At 64.1% G+C, this 15,686-nt stretch carries 13 protein-coding genes; 12 read left to right on the top strand and 1 reads right to left on the bottom strand.

Annotated features, from left to right (window positions below):
- Nucleotides 1–31 precede the first annotated feature (31 nt).
- From H8B02_RS09670 to H8B02_RS09615, 12 genes are all read left to right on the top strand, one after another.
- Nucleotides 32–1,063: a class 1 fructose-bisphosphatase gene (locus tag H8B02_RS09670; RefSeq protein ID WP_376711633.1), complete on the top strand. Its 1,032-nt coding sequence runs from the start codon at nt 32–34 to the stop codon at nt 1,061–1,063.
- Between the two features lie 10 nt (nt 1,064–1,073).
- Nucleotides 1,074–1,949 (top strand): phosphoribulokinase, encoded by an 876-nt coding sequence (locus H8B02_RS09665; RefSeq protein WP_229166028.1) that lies wholly within the window; start codon nt 1,074–1,076, stop codon nt 1,947–1,949.
- Complete coding sequence (gene tkt / locus H8B02_RS09660) at nt 1,946–3,967, top strand: transketolase (protein ID WP_229166025.1); 2,022 nt, start codon at nt 1,946–1,948, stop codon at nt 3,965–3,967. The genes H8B02_RS09665 and tkt overlap by 4 nt, the downstream gene beginning before the upstream one ends.
- Before the next feature lie 15 nt (nt 3,968–3,982).
- Nucleotides 3,983–5,065: a class II fructose-bisphosphate aldolase gene (gene fba, locus H8B02_RS09655; RefSeq protein ID WP_229166023.1), complete on the top strand. Its 1,083-nt coding sequence runs from the start codon at nt 3,983–3,985 to the stop codon at nt 5,063–5,065.
- A 33-nt stretch (nt 5,066–5,098) separates the two neighbouring features.
- Entirely contained in the window at nt 5,099–6,562 is a 1,464-nt protein-coding gene (locus H8B02_RS09650) for a form I ribulose bisphosphate carboxylase large subunit (RefSeq protein ID WP_229166022.1), read from the top strand.
- Nucleotides 6,563–6,574: 12 nt separating this feature from the next.
- On the top strand, nt 6,575–7,000 hold the full coding sequence (locus tag H8B02_RS09645) for a ribulose bisphosphate carboxylase small subunit (RefSeq protein ID WP_229166020.1): 426 nt from the start codon (nt 6,575–6,577) through the stop codon (nt 6,998–7,000).
- Between the two features lie 111 nt (nt 7,001–7,111).
- The gene (gene cbbX, locus H8B02_RS09640) at nt 7,112–8,041 is read left to right on the top strand and encodes a CbbX protein (protein ID WP_229166018.1); all 930 of its coding nucleotides are present in this window, start codon (nt 7,112–7,114) and stop codon (nt 8,039–8,041) included.
- Nucleotides 8,038–8,754, top strand: a complete 717-nt coding sequence (locus H8B02_RS09635; RefSeq protein ID WP_229166016.1) for an HAD family hydrolase — start codon at nt 8,038–8,040, stop codon at nt 8,752–8,754. Before cbbX ends, H8B02_RS09635 begins: the two co-directional genes overlap by 4 nt.
- 619 nt (nt 8,755–9,373) lie before the next feature.
- Entirely contained in the window at nt 9,374–10,441 is a 1,068-nt protein-coding gene (gene chvE, locus H8B02_RS09630) for a multiple monosaccharide ABC transporter substrate-binding protein (RefSeq protein WP_229166015.1), read from the top strand.
- A gap of 57 nt (nt 10,442–10,498) precedes the next feature.
- Nucleotides 10,499–12,079 carry a multiple monosaccharide ABC transporter ATP-binding protein gene (gene mmsA, locus H8B02_RS09625; RefSeq protein ID WP_229166013.1) on the top strand — a complete coding sequence of 527 codons (1,581 nt, stop codon included), beginning with the start codon at nt 10,499–10,501 and terminating at the stop codon, nt 12,077–12,079.
- Nucleotides 12,076–13,266 carry a multiple monosaccharide ABC transporter permease gene (gene mmsB, locus H8B02_RS09620; RefSeq protein ID WP_229166012.1) on the top strand — a complete coding sequence of 397 codons (1,191 nt, stop codon included), beginning with the start codon at nt 12,076–12,078 and terminating at the stop codon, nt 13,264–13,266. Before mmsA ends, mmsB begins: the two co-directional genes overlap by 4 nt.
- Before the next feature lie 57 nt (nt 13,267–13,323).
- Nucleotides 13,324–14,157: an inositol monophosphatase family protein gene (locus tag H8B02_RS09615; RefSeq protein ID WP_229166010.1), complete on the top strand. Its 834-nt coding sequence runs from the start codon at nt 13,324–13,326 to the stop codon at nt 14,155–14,157.
- Nucleotides 14,158–14,447: 290 nt separating this feature from the next.
- Here H8B02_RS09615 and H8B02_RS09610 read toward each other — a convergent pair whose 3' ends face one another.
- The gene (locus tag H8B02_RS09610) at nt 14,448–15,674 is read right to left on the bottom strand and encodes an ABC transporter substrate-binding protein (protein ID WP_229166008.1); all 1,227 of its coding nucleotides are present in this window, start codon (nt 15,672–15,674) and stop codon (nt 14,448–14,450) included.
- Between the last annotated feature and the right edge of the window lie 12 nt (nt 15,675–15,686).

Below are 15,686 nucleotides of genomic sequence, written 5' to 3'. Positions count from 1 at the left end.
AGGGCGCGATCAAAGGGAGAGGCCGGTGGAGATTCGTCCTGCACTACATGCCCATCTGGAGTGGCCGACGCAGCACAACCCGCTGCGCGCGGCGACCGTTGCGGTGATCGAAGCCCTCGCCGGTGCCGCGATCGAGCTCTCGCGCATCATCGCTGCTGGGCCGCTCGCCGGCATCGGCGGCGAGAGCGGCGGGGTCAATCCCGACGGCGATCGCCAGAAGACCATCGACATCGTCGCCGACCGCCTGATGCGGGATGCCCTGCGCACCGCGCCGGTCGCCGCGGTTCTCTCGGAGGAGGTCGAGCTGCCGGAGACGCTCGATCCCGATGCGCCGGTCTGCGTCGCGATCGATCCGCTCGATGGATCCGCCAATCTCGAAAACAACATCTCGATCGGCACGATCTTCTCGATCCGGCCGAAGGGAAACGACATCATCTCGACCTTCTTCGAGCCCGGTACGGCGCAATGTGCCGCGGGCTGCTTCATCTACGGTCCGCAGACCGTGCTGGTGCTGGCGCTCGACCAGTGCGTCGACTGCTTCACGCTGGATCCGCGAGCCGGCGAGTTCGTCCTGACTGCGCGCGACCTCCGGGTGCCGCAGAACGCGACGGAATTCGCCATCAACGCCTCGAACCGGCGGCACTGGAGCGGCCCGGTGCGCAACTACATCGACGAGTGCCTTGCCGGCGTGAACGGTGAGCGCGGGCAGGATTTTAACATGCGCTGGATCGGCTCGCTGGTGGCCGAAGCCTACCGCATCCTGATGCGTGGCGGCGTGTTCCTGTATCCGGCGGATGCGCGCCAGGGCTACCGTGAAGGCCGGCTGCGCCTGCTGTACGAGGCGCATCCGATCGCACTGATCATGGAGTGGGCGGGCGGCGCCGCCTCGAGCGGCCGGTCGCGCATTCTCGAACTCTCGGCACGCACGCCGCATCAGCGCGTGCCGCTCATCATGGGATCGGCGCGCGCCGTGCGCGACGTCGATGCGATCCACCTGACCGTCGAGCCGTTGTTCGAGAGCAGCGATGCCCCGCTGTTCGCGCGGCGCGGCCTGTTCCGCTGAGGGGGAGCGCATGTCTCGTCGACATCCCATCATCTCGATCACCGGTTCGTCCGGCGCCGGCACCACCTCGGTGAAGAAGACGTTCGAGAATATCTTCCGTCGCGAGAATGTGGTCGCGGCCTATATCGAGGGCGACGCGTTCCACCGTTACGACCGCGCGGAGATGCGCAGCCAGATGCTGGAGAAGGCCGAGCGCGGCGACAAGCATTTCAGTCATTTCAGCCCCGAGACCAACCTGTTCGAGGAACTGGAGAGGCTGTTCAGCGACTATGCCGAGACCGGCACCGGAACGACGCGGCACTATGTGCATGACGAGGAGGAAGCGCGGCTCTACGGCGCCAAGCCCGGCACCTTCACCGCATGGGAGGCGCTGCCGGAGAATTCCGATCTGCTGTTCTACGAGGGCCTGCACGGCGCTGTGGTCACCGACAAGGTGAATGTCGCGCAACACGCCGACCTCAAGATTGGCGTCGTGCCGGTCATCAACCTCGAATGGATCCAGAAGCTGCATCGCGATCGCAGCCATCGCGGCTACTCCACCGAGGCGGTGACCGACACCATCCTGCGCCGCATGCCGGACTATGTGAATTACATCTGCCCGCAATTCAGCGAGACCGACATCAACTTCCAGCGCGTGCCGACGGTCGATACGTCGAACCCGTTCATCGCGCGCTGGATCCCGACACCGGATGAATCGATGGTCGTGATCCGGTTGAAGAACCCGCGCGGCATCGATTTTCCCTATCTGCTCTCGATGATCCCGAACAGCTTCATGTCGCGCGCCAATTCGATCGTGATTCACGGCGCCAAGCTCGACCTCGCGATGCAGCTCATCCTCACCCCGCTGATCCTGCAATTGATCGAACGAAAGAGGCGAACGATATGACCGCACTTGCGTCCGTTGCCAGCCGGCCCGAAATCAGCCACGACGAGATGGCCAACGCCATCCGCTTCCTCGCCATCGACGCGGTGGAGCAGGCGAAGTCCGGCCATCCGGGCATGCCGATGGGCATGGCCGATGTCGCGACCGTGCTGTTCACCGACTTCCTGAAGTTCGACCCGGCCGATCCGGCCTGGCCCGACCGCGACCGCTTCGTGCTGTCGGCCGGGCACGGCTCGATGCTGCTCTACGCACTGCTCTATCTGACCGGCTACGAGCGCATGACGCTCGATCAGCTCAAGGCCTTCAGGCAATGGGGATCGCAAACCCCGGGACATCCTGAGTATGGTCATACGCCCGGTGTCGAGACCACGACCGGGCCGCTCGGGCAGGGGATCGCGACTGCGGTCGGCATGGCGCTCGCCGAGCGCTTGATGAACGCCCGCTTCGGCGACGACCTCGTCGACCACTACACCTATGTGATCGCCGGCGATGGCTGCCTGATGGAAGGCCTCAGCCATGAGGCGATCTCGCTCGCCGGCCATTTGCGGCTGAACCGGCTGATCGTGTTGTTCGACGACAACCAGATCTCGATCGACGGCGCCACCTCGCTGTCGTGTTCGGACGACCAGACGGCGCGGTTTGCGGCCAGCGGCTGGAACATCTGCCGCATCGACGGCCACGATCCGCAGGCAATCTCTGCGGCGATCAGGCAGGCCCGAGCGAGCGATCGTCCGTCGCTGATCGCTTGCCGCACGGTGATCGGCTTCGGTGCGCCGAACCGGCAGGGCAGTGAGAAGGTGCATGGTGCGCCGCTCGGCACCGACGAGGTGGCGAAGACCCGCAGCGCGCTGCGCTGGCCGTATCCGGCCTTCGAGATCCCCGATGTGGTGCTGGCCGAATGGCGCGAGCTCGGCGGCCGTGGCAGCGACGCGCGGCGGGCCTGGATCGAGCGTTCGCGCAGTGCCTGCAAGGGCGACAAGGGCGAACGGTCACCGTTCCACGATGCACTGAACCGGAAACTGCCCTGCGCCTATACCAAGGCGATGGCGGCGCTCGTCGAACGCTTCGCGACCGAGCGGCCGAAGCTCGCCACGCGGCAGGCCTCGCAGCAGGTCATCGACGTGATCGCGGAGGTATTGCCCAATCTCCTGGGCGGATCGGCCGACCTCACGCACTCCAATCTCACGCTGGCGAAGTCGCAGGTCTCGGTGCGGCCGGAAACACTCGACGGCAGCTATATCCACTATGGCATTCGTGAGCATGGCATGGCGGCGGCGATGAACGGCATCGCGCTGCATGGCGGATTCATCCCCTATGGCGGCACTTTCCTCAGCTTTGCCGATTACAGCCGGCCGGCGATCCGGCTTGCAGCATTGATGGGTATCCGCGTCATCCATGTGATGACCCATGATTCGATCGGGCTTGGTGAGGACGGGCCGACGCATCAGCCGGTGGAGCACCTGGCGGCGCTGCGCGCGATCCCGAACGTGCTGGTGTTCCGTCCGGCCGATGCGGTCGAGACGGCGGAAGCCTGGGACTGTGCGCTGAAGGCAGAGACCTCGCCGTCGATCCTCTGCCTGTCTCGGCAGGCGCTGCCGACGGTCCGCGACGGCAGCAAGGACAACCAGGTCGCGCTCGGCGCCTACGTTCTCGTCGAGCCGGTCTTCGGGCGTGACGTCACCCTGATTGCAACGGGTTCGGAGGTGGCGATCGTGCTCGAAGCCGCAAAGCTGCTGGCGGAAGAAGGGGTGAAGGCCGCGGTCGTCTCGGCCCCGTGCTTCGACCTGTTCCGCCAGCAGCCGCGCGACTATTGCGCCCAGGTGCTCGGCAAAGCGCCGCGCGTCGGTGTGGAAGCCGCAGCCGAGGGCGATTGGGCCCGCTGGCTCGGCGACGACGGCGTATTCGTGGGCATGACTGGCTTCGGCGCCTCCGCGCCGGCCGACGTGCTCTACCGCGAATTCGGCATCACGCCTGCGGTGATCGCAGCTGCAGCAAAGCAGCTCATTCAACGAGCGAATTGAAAGGAGGACGCCACCATGGCGCGGATAACCCTGAGGCAATTGCTGGATCACGCCGCCGAACGCGGCTACGGCGTGCCGGCCTTCAACATCAACAACATGGAGCAGGGCCTCGCCATCGTGGAGGCGGCGGCGGCCTGCGATGCGCCTGTGATCATCCAGGCCTCGCGCGGCGCACGGTCCTACGCCAACGACATCATGCTGGCGAAGATGATCGACGCACTGGAGGAGATGTATCCGCAGATCCCGCTCTGCCTGCATCTCGATCACGGCAACGAGGAGGCGACCTGCGCCACTGCGATCCGCTACGGCTTCACCTCCGTCATGATGGACGGCTCGCTCAAGGCCGACGCCAAGACCGCGGCCGACTATGACTACAATGTCGATATCACCCGCCGGGTGGTCGATATGGCGCACTGGGTCGGTGCGTCGGTCGAAGGCGAGCTCGGCGTGCTCGGCTCGCTCGAGCATGGCGGCGGCGAGCAGGAGGACGGTCACGGCGTCGAAGGCAAGCTGAGCCATGACCAGCTGCTCACCGATCCCGACCAGGCGGTCGATTTCGTCCGTGCCACCAAGGTCGATGCGCTCGCGATCGCGATGGGCACCTCGCACGGCGCCTACAAGTTCACGCGGCGGCCCGACGGCGAGATCCTGGCGATGCGCGTGGTCGAGGAGATCCATACGCGTCTGCCCAACACGCATCTGGTGATGCACGGCTCGTCCTCGGTGCCGCAAGCGCTGCAGGACTTGTTCAACCAGTTCGGCGGCGAGATGCCGCAGACCTGGGGCGTGCCGGTCGAGGAGATCGTTCGCGGCATCAAGCACGGCGTGCGCAAGGTCAATATCGACACCGATTGCCGCCTGGCGATGGCCGCCGCCTTTCGCAAGGTCGCCGTGCAGTCGAAGAGCGAGTTCGATCCGCGCAAATTCCTGAAGCCAGCGATGGATGCGCTGCGCGAACTCTGCCGTGACCGCTTCGAGCAATTCGGCACGGCCGGCAATGCGGCCCGGATCAAGGTGGTTGCACTGCCGGAGATGGCCCGTCGCTATCGCGCCGGCGCGCTCGATCCGCAGATTGGAAAGATCACCCAGGCCGCCTGAGCAGACGGCGACGAACGACGACAGGAGATTGAGATGAACATACAGCCATCGATTACAGTGCGTGGCAAGGATCGCTACAAGTCCGGCGTGATGGAATACAAGCGGATGGGCTATTGGGAGCCGAACTACGAGCCCAAGGACACCGACGTGATCGCGCTGTTTCGCGTCACGCCGCAGGACGGCGTCGATCCGACCGAAGCCTGCGCGGCGGTGGCTGGCGAATCCTCGACCGCGACCTGGACCGTGGTGTGGACCGATCGGCTGACCGCCGCGGAGAAATACCGGGCAAAGTGCTATCGCGTCGATCCGGTGCCGAACTCGCCGGGCAGCTACTTCGCCTATATCGCCTACGACCTCGACCTGTTCGAGCCGGGCTCGATCTCGAACCTGACCGCCTCGATCATCGGCAACGTGTTCGGCTTCAAGCCGCTGAAGGCGCTGCGCCTCGAGGACATGCGGCTGCCGGTCGCCTATGTGAAGACGTTCCAGGGTCCGGCGACCGGCATCGTGGTGGAGCGCGAGCGGCTCGACAAGTTCGGCCGTCCCTTGCTCGGCGCCACCGTGAAGCCGAAGCTCGGCCTGTCCGGCCGTAACTACGGCCGCGTCGTCTATGAAGCGTTGAAAGGCGGGCTCGACTTCACCAAGGACGACGAGAACATCAACTCGCAGCCCTTCATGCACTGGCGCGAGCGCTTCCTGTACTGCATGGAGGCGGTCAACCGCGCGCAGGCCGCGACTGGAGAGATCAAGGGCACGTATCTCAACGTCACCGCGGCGACCATGGAGGACATGTACGAGCGTGCCGAGTTCGCCCATGAGCTCGGCTCCAACATCGTCATGATCGACCTCGTGATCGGCTATACCGCGATCCAGTCGATGGCGAAATGGGCGCGCAGGAACAACATGATCCTGCATCTGCATCGCGCCGGCCACTCGACCTACACCAGGCAGCGCAGCCACGGCGTCTCGTTCCGCGTGATCGCGAAATGGATGCGGCTCGCCGGTGTCGATCATATCCATGCCGGCACGGTGGTCGGCAAGCTCGAGGGCGACCCGAACACCACGCGCGGCTACTACGACATCTGCCGCGAGGACTTCAACCCGATGCAGCTCGAGCACGGCGTGTTCTTCGACCAGAACTGGGCGAGCCTCAACAAGCTGATGCCGGTGGCCTCCGGCGGCATTCATGCCGGCCAGATGCACCAGCTGCTCGACCTGCTCGGCGAGGACGTCGTGCTGCAGTTCGGCGGCGGCACGATCGGCCATCCCCGCGGCATCCAGGCCGGCGCCACCGCCAACCGCGTCGCGCTGGAAGCCATGATCCTCGCCCGCAACGAGGGACGCGACTACGTCCACGAAGGGCCGGAGATCCTGGCCAAGGCGGCGCAGACCTGCACGCCGCTGCGCGAGGCGCTCGACGTCTGGAAGGACGTCACCTTCAACTATGAGTCGACCGACGCCCCCGATTTCGTTCCCACGCCGAGCATGGCGGTCTGACAGGAGTTTCTCATGCGCGTGACCCAAGGCTGCTTCTCTTTCCTGCCCGATCTCACCGATGAGCAGATCGCTGCGCAGGTGCAATACTGCCTCGACAAGGGCTGGGCGGTGAACATCGAGTTCACCGACGATCCGCATCCCCGCAACACCTATTGGGACATGTGGGGCCTGCCGATGTTCGACCTGCGCGATGCGGCCGGCATCATGAAGGAGCTTGCCGATTGCCGGCGGGTCTATGGCGACCGCTACATCCGGATCTCCGGCTTCGATTCCGGCCCCGGCTGGGAGTCGGTTCGCATCTCCTTCATCGTCAACCGGCCGCGCGAGGAACCCGGCTTCCGCCTCGACCGCCAGGAGGCTGCCGGACGCAACCTGCATTACGCGACGCATTCCTATGCAGTAACCCGCCCCGAGGGCGAACGCTACACCGATCGTTGACCGCGTCCGGCTTGCAAGCCAGGCGGATTGCTCCCTCGACCGTCCTGGTCCGGATGCACTTCTCCGTCGTCGCCGCCGCGGCGACGGAGCTTTTCTCGAAGCGAGAGGATAATGACGCAACCGCAAGAACAGATCCGCGAGACCCCGCCCGAGAGCATCGATCTCCGGCATGAATTCGCCGATCTCGGCATCGGCGACGTGCTCGACCAGCTCGATTCCGAACTGATCGGCCTCAAGCCCGTGAAGACCCGCATCTGGGAGATCGCCTCGCTGCTGCTGGTCGAACGCATCAGGCAGAAGATGGCGCTGGCGACGACTTTCCCGACGCTGCACATGTCGTTCACCGGCAATCCCGGCACCGGCAAGACTACGGTCGCGCTGCGGATGGCCGGCATCCTGCACAAGCTCGGCTTCGTGCGCCGCGGCCACGTCATCAGCGTCACGCGCGATGACCTCGTCGGGCAATATATCGGCCACACCGCGCCGAAGACCAAGGAGATCCTGAAGAAGGCGATGGGCGGCGTGCTGTTCATCGATGAGGCCTATTATCTGTACCGTCCCGAGAATGAGCGTGACTACGGCCAGGAGGCGATCGAGATCCTGCTGCAGATCATGGAGCAGCAGCGCGAGGATCTGGTGGTGATCTTGGCCGGCTATGGCGACCGTATGGAGAAATTCTTCCAGAGCAATCCGGGGTTCCGCTCCCGCATCGCGCATCACATCGATTTCCCGGACTATTCTGACGGGGAGCTGCTCTGGATCGCCGAGCTGATGTTGCAGCGGCAGAATTATCGTTTCTCTCCGGAAGCACGCGAGGCCTTCACCCGGTACATCGGCATCCGCAAGCAACAGCCGCTGTTCTCCAATGCGCGCTCGATCCGCAACGCGCTCGACCGCATCCGGCTGCGCCAGGCCAACCGGATCGTGGCAAAGCTCGACCGCACGCTCACTGCCGACGACGTCATGTCGATCGAGGCCGGTGACGTGCTCGCCAGCCGCGTGTTCGCGAAAGGGACCGGCGCGGCGGGCGAGGCACAATGAACCAGGCGCTCGCCGGCATCAGGAACGCCGGGATGCGCCACATCATTGCGGGCGCCCGCGCGTTGATCTTCGATGTCGACGGCACGCTCGCCGAAACCGAGGAAGTGCATCGCCGCGCCTTCAATGAGGCGTTCGCCGAGGCCGGCCTCGATTGGTTCTGGGACCAGGTCACCTACGCGCGGCTGCTTCGGGTTGCCGGAGGCAAGGAGCGCATCCGCGCCTTCGACCAGCGCAACGCGGTTCCGTCGCTGACATTCGCCGACATTGCCGACCTGCACGGGATCAAGACCAAGCGCTACGCCGCGCTGATTGCAGCGGGTGACTGCCCGTTGTGGCCGGGCGTGCGGGCCTGGCTCGCCGGCGCGCGCAGCCGCGGCCAGCGCCTGGCAATCGCCACGACGACCTCGCACGGCAATATCGATGCGCTGCTGTCGGTCGCCTTGGGGTTGGACTGGGCCGATCTGTTCGAGGCGATCGTCGCCGGCGACGACGTGCCGCGGAAGAAGCCGGCACCCGATGTCTATGTCGAGGTGCTGGCGCGGCTTGGGCTCGGACCGGCGGATTGCATTGCCGTCGAGGATTCCGGCAACGGCCTCGCCGCCGCCGCGCGGGCGGGCATCCCCGTGGTCATCACCCGCAGCACCTATTTCAGCGACGACGATTTCGCCGGAGCGTTGCTTGTTGTTGACGATCTGTCTGACATCGACGCCTGAAGGCCGCTGCCGCGGGCCGGCCGTCAGTTCTGATTAATTTATTCTGGAAGTTAAATAAATGATGCTTGCCTCCATCGCATAGTAGGGGCACAATCTCACCAAAGGTTGTCGGAAGCAGCGCCGCACCTAGCGGATGGCGAGGCTTGCTCAATTATTTCGGGAGATAACGCCTCGTGAGCCTCCATGCCTCCGATAAATTTATTTGGCTATCTAAATAAATGGCCAGTCGGTGCGCGCATTCATATAGTAGGGGTGGCATCCACCAAAGGTTGCTCGAGACGGTGACGTACCACCAGAAAGTCTGGCGGGTGGTAGCGCTTGCCAACAGTTCCGGGAGACCGGCGCCTCATGATCCTCCACGTCATTCCGACACCTCGTTCATCCCACGACATGACTCGCGGGTGAACTTGGTATTGCAGGATCGACATGGCTGACTGTGCGGAGTGAGCATTGGCGCTGTTGACGGGTTCAATCGACATTCCGCAATTTCGGGTCGTGACGGTCCTGGCGCCGATCCGACATCGCCGTAGATCTGCGGCCGGCCCACGAATGATAGCCGTCGATTGACGCGGTCCACGGCAACGGTACCCTCAACTCAAAAAAACCAAGGGAGCGAAGCATGTTCAAACTGAAGGTCTCGTTGATCGCACTGGCGTTGGCAGGTCTTACTGCGACCGCACCGGACGCACGCGCCCAGAGCAAGCCGACCATCGGCATCGCGATGCCGACCAAGTCCTCGGCGCGCTGGATCGACGACGGCAACAACATGGTCAAGGTGCTGAAGGAACGCGGCTACGGCACTGACCTGCAGTATGCCGACGACGACATCCCGAACCAGCTCTCCCAGGTCGAGAACATGGTGACCAAGGGCGCCAAGGTCCTGGTCATCGCGGCGATCGACGGCACCACGTTGTCCGATGCGCTGAAGCAGGCCAAGGCCCAGGGCATCACGGTGATCGCCTATGACCGACTGATCCGGGACACGCCGAACGTCGACTATTACGCGACCTTCGACAATTTCCAGGTCGGCGTGCTGCAGGCAGGGTCGATCGTGAATGCGCTCGGGCTGAAGGACGGCAAGGGTCCTTTCAACATCGAGCTGTTCGGCGGCTCGCCCGACGACAACAACGCCTATTTCTTCTACGACGGCGCGATGTCGGTGCTGAAGCCCTATATCGACAGCGGCAAGCTTGTCGTCGCGAGCGGCCAGACGGGCATGGGCAAGGTCGCGACCTTGCGCTGGGACGGCGCGACCGCGCAGGCACGGATGGACAACCTGCTCAGCGCCTTCTACGGCAAGAAGCGCGTCGATGCCGTGCTATCGCCCTATGACGGCCTGTCGATCGGCATCATCTCCTCCCTGAAGGGCGTCGGTTACGGCAGCAAGGATCAGCCGATGCCGTTCGTCAGCGGCCAGGATGCCGAGGTGCCCTCGATCAAGGCCATGCTGCGCGGCGAGCAATATTCGACCATCTTCAAGGACACCCGCGATCTCGCCAAGGTCACGGCCGACATGGTCGATGCCGTGCTGAGCAAGAAGGAGGTCAGTGTCAACGACACCAAGACCTACAACAACGGGGTCAAGGTGGTTCCGTCCTATCTGCTGAAGCCGGTCGTGGTGGATAAGACCAATTGGGAGAAAGTCCTGATTGACAGCGGCTACTACAAGCGTTCGCAATTCGACTAAGGCGGGCGAGCGGGGCTGATAGCGCCGAGGCCTAGTGACGTTGCGGGATGTGATCCGATGACGGCGATGCTTGAGATGCGTAACGTCAGCAAGAGCTTTGCCGGCGTGCAGGCACTGCGCGACGTCAATTTCACCGTGGAAGCCGGGCAGATCCATGCGCTGGTCGGCGAGAATGGTGCGGGCAAGTCGACCCTGATGAAGGTGCTGAGCGGGGTCTATCCCGCCGGCAGCTATGAAGGGTCGATCCTGTTCGATGGCGAGGAGCGCCGGTTCCGCTACATCAACGACTCCGAGGCGCTGGGGATCATCATCATCCACCAGGAGCTGGCGCTCATCCCGCTGATGTCGATCGCCGAGAACATCTTTCTGTCGCGTGCACCGTCGCGGTTCGGGGTGGTGGACCGCAACGCGGTGTACCGGCGGACGGCAGAGCTGCTGGCACAGGTCGGCCTGCGGGAATCGCCGGACACTCTCGTCACCGATCTCGGCGTCGGCAAGCAGCAGCTGGTCGAGATCGCCAAGGCGCTGTCGAAGAAGGTGCGTCTCCTGATCCTGGACGAGCCGACCGCGAGCCTCAACGAGGCCGACAGCGCCGCGCTGCTGGACCGGCTGCTGGTATTCCGCGAGCAGGGCATCGCCTCGATCCTGATCTCGCACAAGCTCAACGAGGTCGCGCGGGTCGCCGACCGGATCACGGTGCTGCGCGACGGCCGCACCGTCGACAGCCTCGATTGCCGGATCGAGCAGGTCGACGAGGACCGGATCATCCGCAGCATGGTCAACCGCGATCTCGCGCATCGTTTCCCGGAGCGAAACGTTGCGATCGGCAATCCCGTGATGACGGTGGAGAACTGGTCGGTGTATCACCCGCTGCACACCGCCCGGCAGGTGATCAAGAACGTCGATTTCAGGGTGCGCCGCGGCGAGGTGGTCGGCATCGCCGGCCTGATGGGCGCCGGCCGCACCGAGTTCGCCATGAGCCTGTTCGGCAGGGCCTGGGGCTACAATATCTCCGGCAGGATCAGCCTTGACGGACGCGAGGCCAACCTTGCCAGCGTGCCGGCTGCGATCCATGCCGGCCTCGCCTATGTCACCGAGGACCGCAAGCAGCTCGGGTTGATCCTCGCCGACGACGTCCGCAAGAACGTGACGCTGGCGAGCCTGCGCCAGGTGTCGGATCGCGGCGTGATCGACGATGTCGTCGAGCTGAAGGCCGCGAGCGACTACCGCAGCCGGATGCGGATCCGCTGTTCCGACGTCTATCAGGAGGCCGGACAGCTCTCGGGCGGCAACCAGCAGAAGGTGGTGCTGTCGAAATGGCTGATGACCGATCCGCAGGTGCTGCTGCTGGACGAGCCGACCCGCGGCATCGACGTCGGGGCAAAATACGAGATCTATTGTATCATCAACGAGCTCGCGGAGGCCGGCAAGGGCGTCGTGGTGATCTCGTCGGAAATGCCGGAATTGCTCGGCATCTGCGACCGGATCTGCGTGATGAACGACGGCGCCTTCGTCGGCGAGTTCGCGAAGGACGATGCGACGCAGGAGAAGATCATGCGCGCCATCATGCGCAATGTCAGGATGTCCGGGAATGGCGCCCACGACAGCGAGGTACGGGCGGGAGACGGAGCACAATGACCGACAAGACGGTGTCACTTCCCGAGACCCCCAAGCATTCCGGCTTCATCAAGAACAATCTGCGCAACTACGGCATGCTGCTGTCGCTGCTTGCGATCATGCTGTTCTTCGAGATCGTGACCGACGGCACGCTGTTGCAGCCGGTCAATCTCACCAATCTCGTGCTGCAGAACAGCTACATCGTGATCATGGCGCTCGGCATGCTGCTCGTGATCGTCACCGGGCATATCGACCTTTCGGTCGGCTCGGTCGCCGGATTCGTCGGCGCGGTCGCGGCGGTGCTGATGGTGAGCTACCATGTCGACTACCCGACTGCCTTCATCGTCTGTCTCTTGATCGGTGCCGCGATCGGCGCTGCGCAGGGCTACTGGGTCGCCTATTTCAAGATTCCGTCCTTCATCGTGACGCTGGCGGGCATGCTGGTGTTCAAGGGCCTTGCGCTCGCGGTGCTGCAGGGCCGGTCGGTCGGGCCGTTTCCGCCGACCTTCCAGAAGCTGTCGTCGGGCTTCATCCCCGAGCTGTTTCCGAGCGCCGGCACGCTCTATCCGACCTCGCTCCTGATCGGCGTCGTGCTGGCGTTCGCGCTGGTGCTCGCGAGCGCCAAGAGCCGGGCGCGCGAGCAGTCGCACGGCATCGAGGTCGAGCCCTACGCGTTCTTCATCGCCAAGAGCATCGCGCTGGCGGGCGCGGTGCTCTACTTCACCTATCTGATCGCCTCGCATCGCGGCCTGCCGAACGTGCTCGTCATCATGACGTTGCTGATCGCGCTGTACGGTTTCGTCACGCGGCGGACCGTGATCGGCCGCCAGATCTATGCGGTCGGCGGCAACGCCAAGGCGGCGAAGCTCTCGGGCGTGAAGACCGAGCGGCTGACCTTCTTCACCTTCGTCAACATGGGCGTGCTGGCGGCGCTCGCCGGGCTGGTGTTTGCTGCCCGCCTCAACACTGCGACGCCGAAGGCAGGCCTTGGCTTCGAGCTCGACGTGATCGCCGCCTGCTTCATCGGCGGCGCCTCGGCCTATGGCGGCGTCGGCCGGGTCGGCGGCGCGGTGGTCGGTGCCATGATCATGGGCGTGATGAACAACGGCATGTCGATCCTCGGCATCGGCATCGACTATCAGCAAGTGATCAAGGGCCTCGTCCTGCTGGGTGCCGTCTGCATCGATGTCTACAACCAGCGCCGGTGATTGCCGCGCAGTCATGATCCTGCGATAGGATGCCGGCGCAACGCAGGAGAATGCCGCGTGAAACTGTCCCATGCCGATGCGCTGAACATCGGAAACATCCTCGCCGAAGTCGGCCGCACCGAGATCATGCCGCGGTTCCGCCGCGTGCGGGAGATCGAGGTCCGGACCAAGACATCGGCATTCGACGTGGTGACCGAAGCCGATGAACTTGCGGAGCAGGCGATCTCGGTCGCGTTGCTCCGGGCGTTTCCGAATGCGGTCGTGATCGGCGAGGAGGGCACGGCACGCGATCCGGCCGCGCTCGATCAGGTCGGAACCGCTGAGCTTGCCTTCATCATCGATCCGATCGACGGCACGAGGAATTTTACCTCGAGCCTGCCGCTGTTCGGCTCCATGGTGGCGGCCACGATGCGCGGCGAAATCGTGTTCGGCGCGATCCATGACCCGGTCAGCAACGACACTGCGTTCGCGCTGCGCGGCGAGGGGGCGTGGCTCGAAATGCCGGACGGCAGGCGGCATGATTTGAAGGTAGCCCCGGCGGTGCCGGTCAAGCAGATGGACGCGGTGGTTGGCGTCAACTTTCTGTCTGAGGCGCTGCGCCCAATCGTCGCCGGCAATCTGTCCAGGCTTGGCGTCAGCGCCTGGCTCAGATGCGCCGCGCATGAGTATCGCATGGCGGCGTCCGGCCATTGCCATCTCTTGTTCTACAACAAGCTGATGCCGTGGGACCATGCCGCGGGCTGGCTGTTGCATCGCGAGGCCGGCGGCTACAGCGCACATTTCGACGGATCGCCCTACAAGCCGGTCAATCTGACCGGCGGCTTGCTCTGCGCGCCCGACGAAGCGAGCTGGCATGCAGCACAGCAGGCGATCCTGACGCCGGCCGGGTAGGGCGGGTGATGTGCGTTCGGAATAGAGTTTCGAGCTCAACTGTCAAGCAACACACTCGGTGTCGTCCCTGCGAAAGCAGGACCCATACTCCGCGGCGGGTGTTGTGATTGCGACTCGTAGTTCCGGCGTCGCGCAATAACGACCGTTTGTGGTTATGGGTCCCTGCTTTCGCAGGGACGACGTCGAACATGCTGCACGCCCGTGAGTCAAACACCCGCGTCCTCGCGACGCGAATTGCCTCAGCTTTGCGTCCCGTTCCGTCCTCTCATTGAACAGTGTGCGCAGGCGCACTATTCGCTGCCGACCTCGCCGGTGATGATGTTGCCGAACAGCTTCCAGCTCTCGCCCTCGAACCGCACCAGCTGCGACTGTTCGATCGGACGGAAGTCCGTTGCGCTGGTGTTGATCCTGATCCCAGGCAGGATCATCTTCGGCGCGAAGTCCTTCAGGCCGGCAGCCTGCTTCATCACGTTCTCGCGTGTGAGATCATCGCCGCACTGCTTGAGCACCTGCGCGAGCGTTTGCGCAGCGGCGTAGCCATAGACGTGATTGCCGTTGGTCTTGTCGCCGTCGGGCATGTACTTGTCCATGAACGCCCGCCATTCCCTGGTCTCGGCATCGTCGTTCCAGATCGTGTCGGTCGGATCCTTGAGGTAGGCGACCGAGATGATGCCCTGCGAATGCTCGATGCCGGCGGCGCGCATCACCGAGGCGACCGACGTCGCGGTGGAGGTCAGGAAGAAGGTCGGCTTCCAGCCGAGCTCGGCGACTTTCTTGATGGTCTGCGCCGCGCCCTTTGGCGCCGCCCAGGTGAACAGGATGTCGGCGCCGGAGGCCCGCAGCGCCACTATCTGCGAATCCAGCGTCGGATCGGTCAGCTCGTAGGACTTGTCGGCGACGATCATGCTGCTCGCCTTGTCGCCGAGGCCGTCGCGCAGCCCCTTGAGCGCATCCTTGCCGGCATCGTCGTTCTGCCAGAGCACCGCGATCTTGCCGTTCGGGAATTTGTCCAGGATGTATCTGGCGTAGATCCGCCCTTCGCTCTGGTAGTTCGGTTGCCAGCCCATCGTCCAGGGAAAGCCTTGCGGATCGCCGAAACGCGTCGCGCCCGATGCGATGAAGAGGTGAGGGACCTTCTTGCCGTTCAGATATTTCTGGATCGCGACATTAGGCGCGGTGCCGAGCGGCTGGAACACCAGCAGCACCTCGTCGCCCTCGACCAGCTTGCGTGCCTGCTCGACCGATTTCGGCGGCGAAAAGCCGTCGTCGTAGCTGACGAAGTTGACCTTGCGTCCGTTGATGCCGCCCTGGTCGTTGATCATCCTGAAATAGGCCGCCTCGGTCCTGCCGATCGCGCCGTAGGCCGAAGCGGGGCCGCTATAGGGCATGATGTTGCCGATCTTGATCTCGGTATCCGAGACCCCTGGGCCGTAGTTCTTCTGCGCGAGTGCCGGCGACAGCGCGCCGATGGTTACCGCGGCCGCCAGGCACGCACGAAGACAAAATCCGTCCAACATCCCTCAGTCACT

It is taken from the genome of Bradyrhizobium altum (assembly GCF_020889705.1).
Taxonomy (GTDB): domain Bacteria; phylum Pseudomonadota; class Alphaproteobacteria; order Rhizobiales; family Xanthobacteraceae; genus Bradyrhizobium; species Bradyrhizobium altum.
The sequence above is the reverse complement of the archived record's forward strand: the minus strand, read 5'-3'. Positions and strand labels throughout refer to the sequence as shown.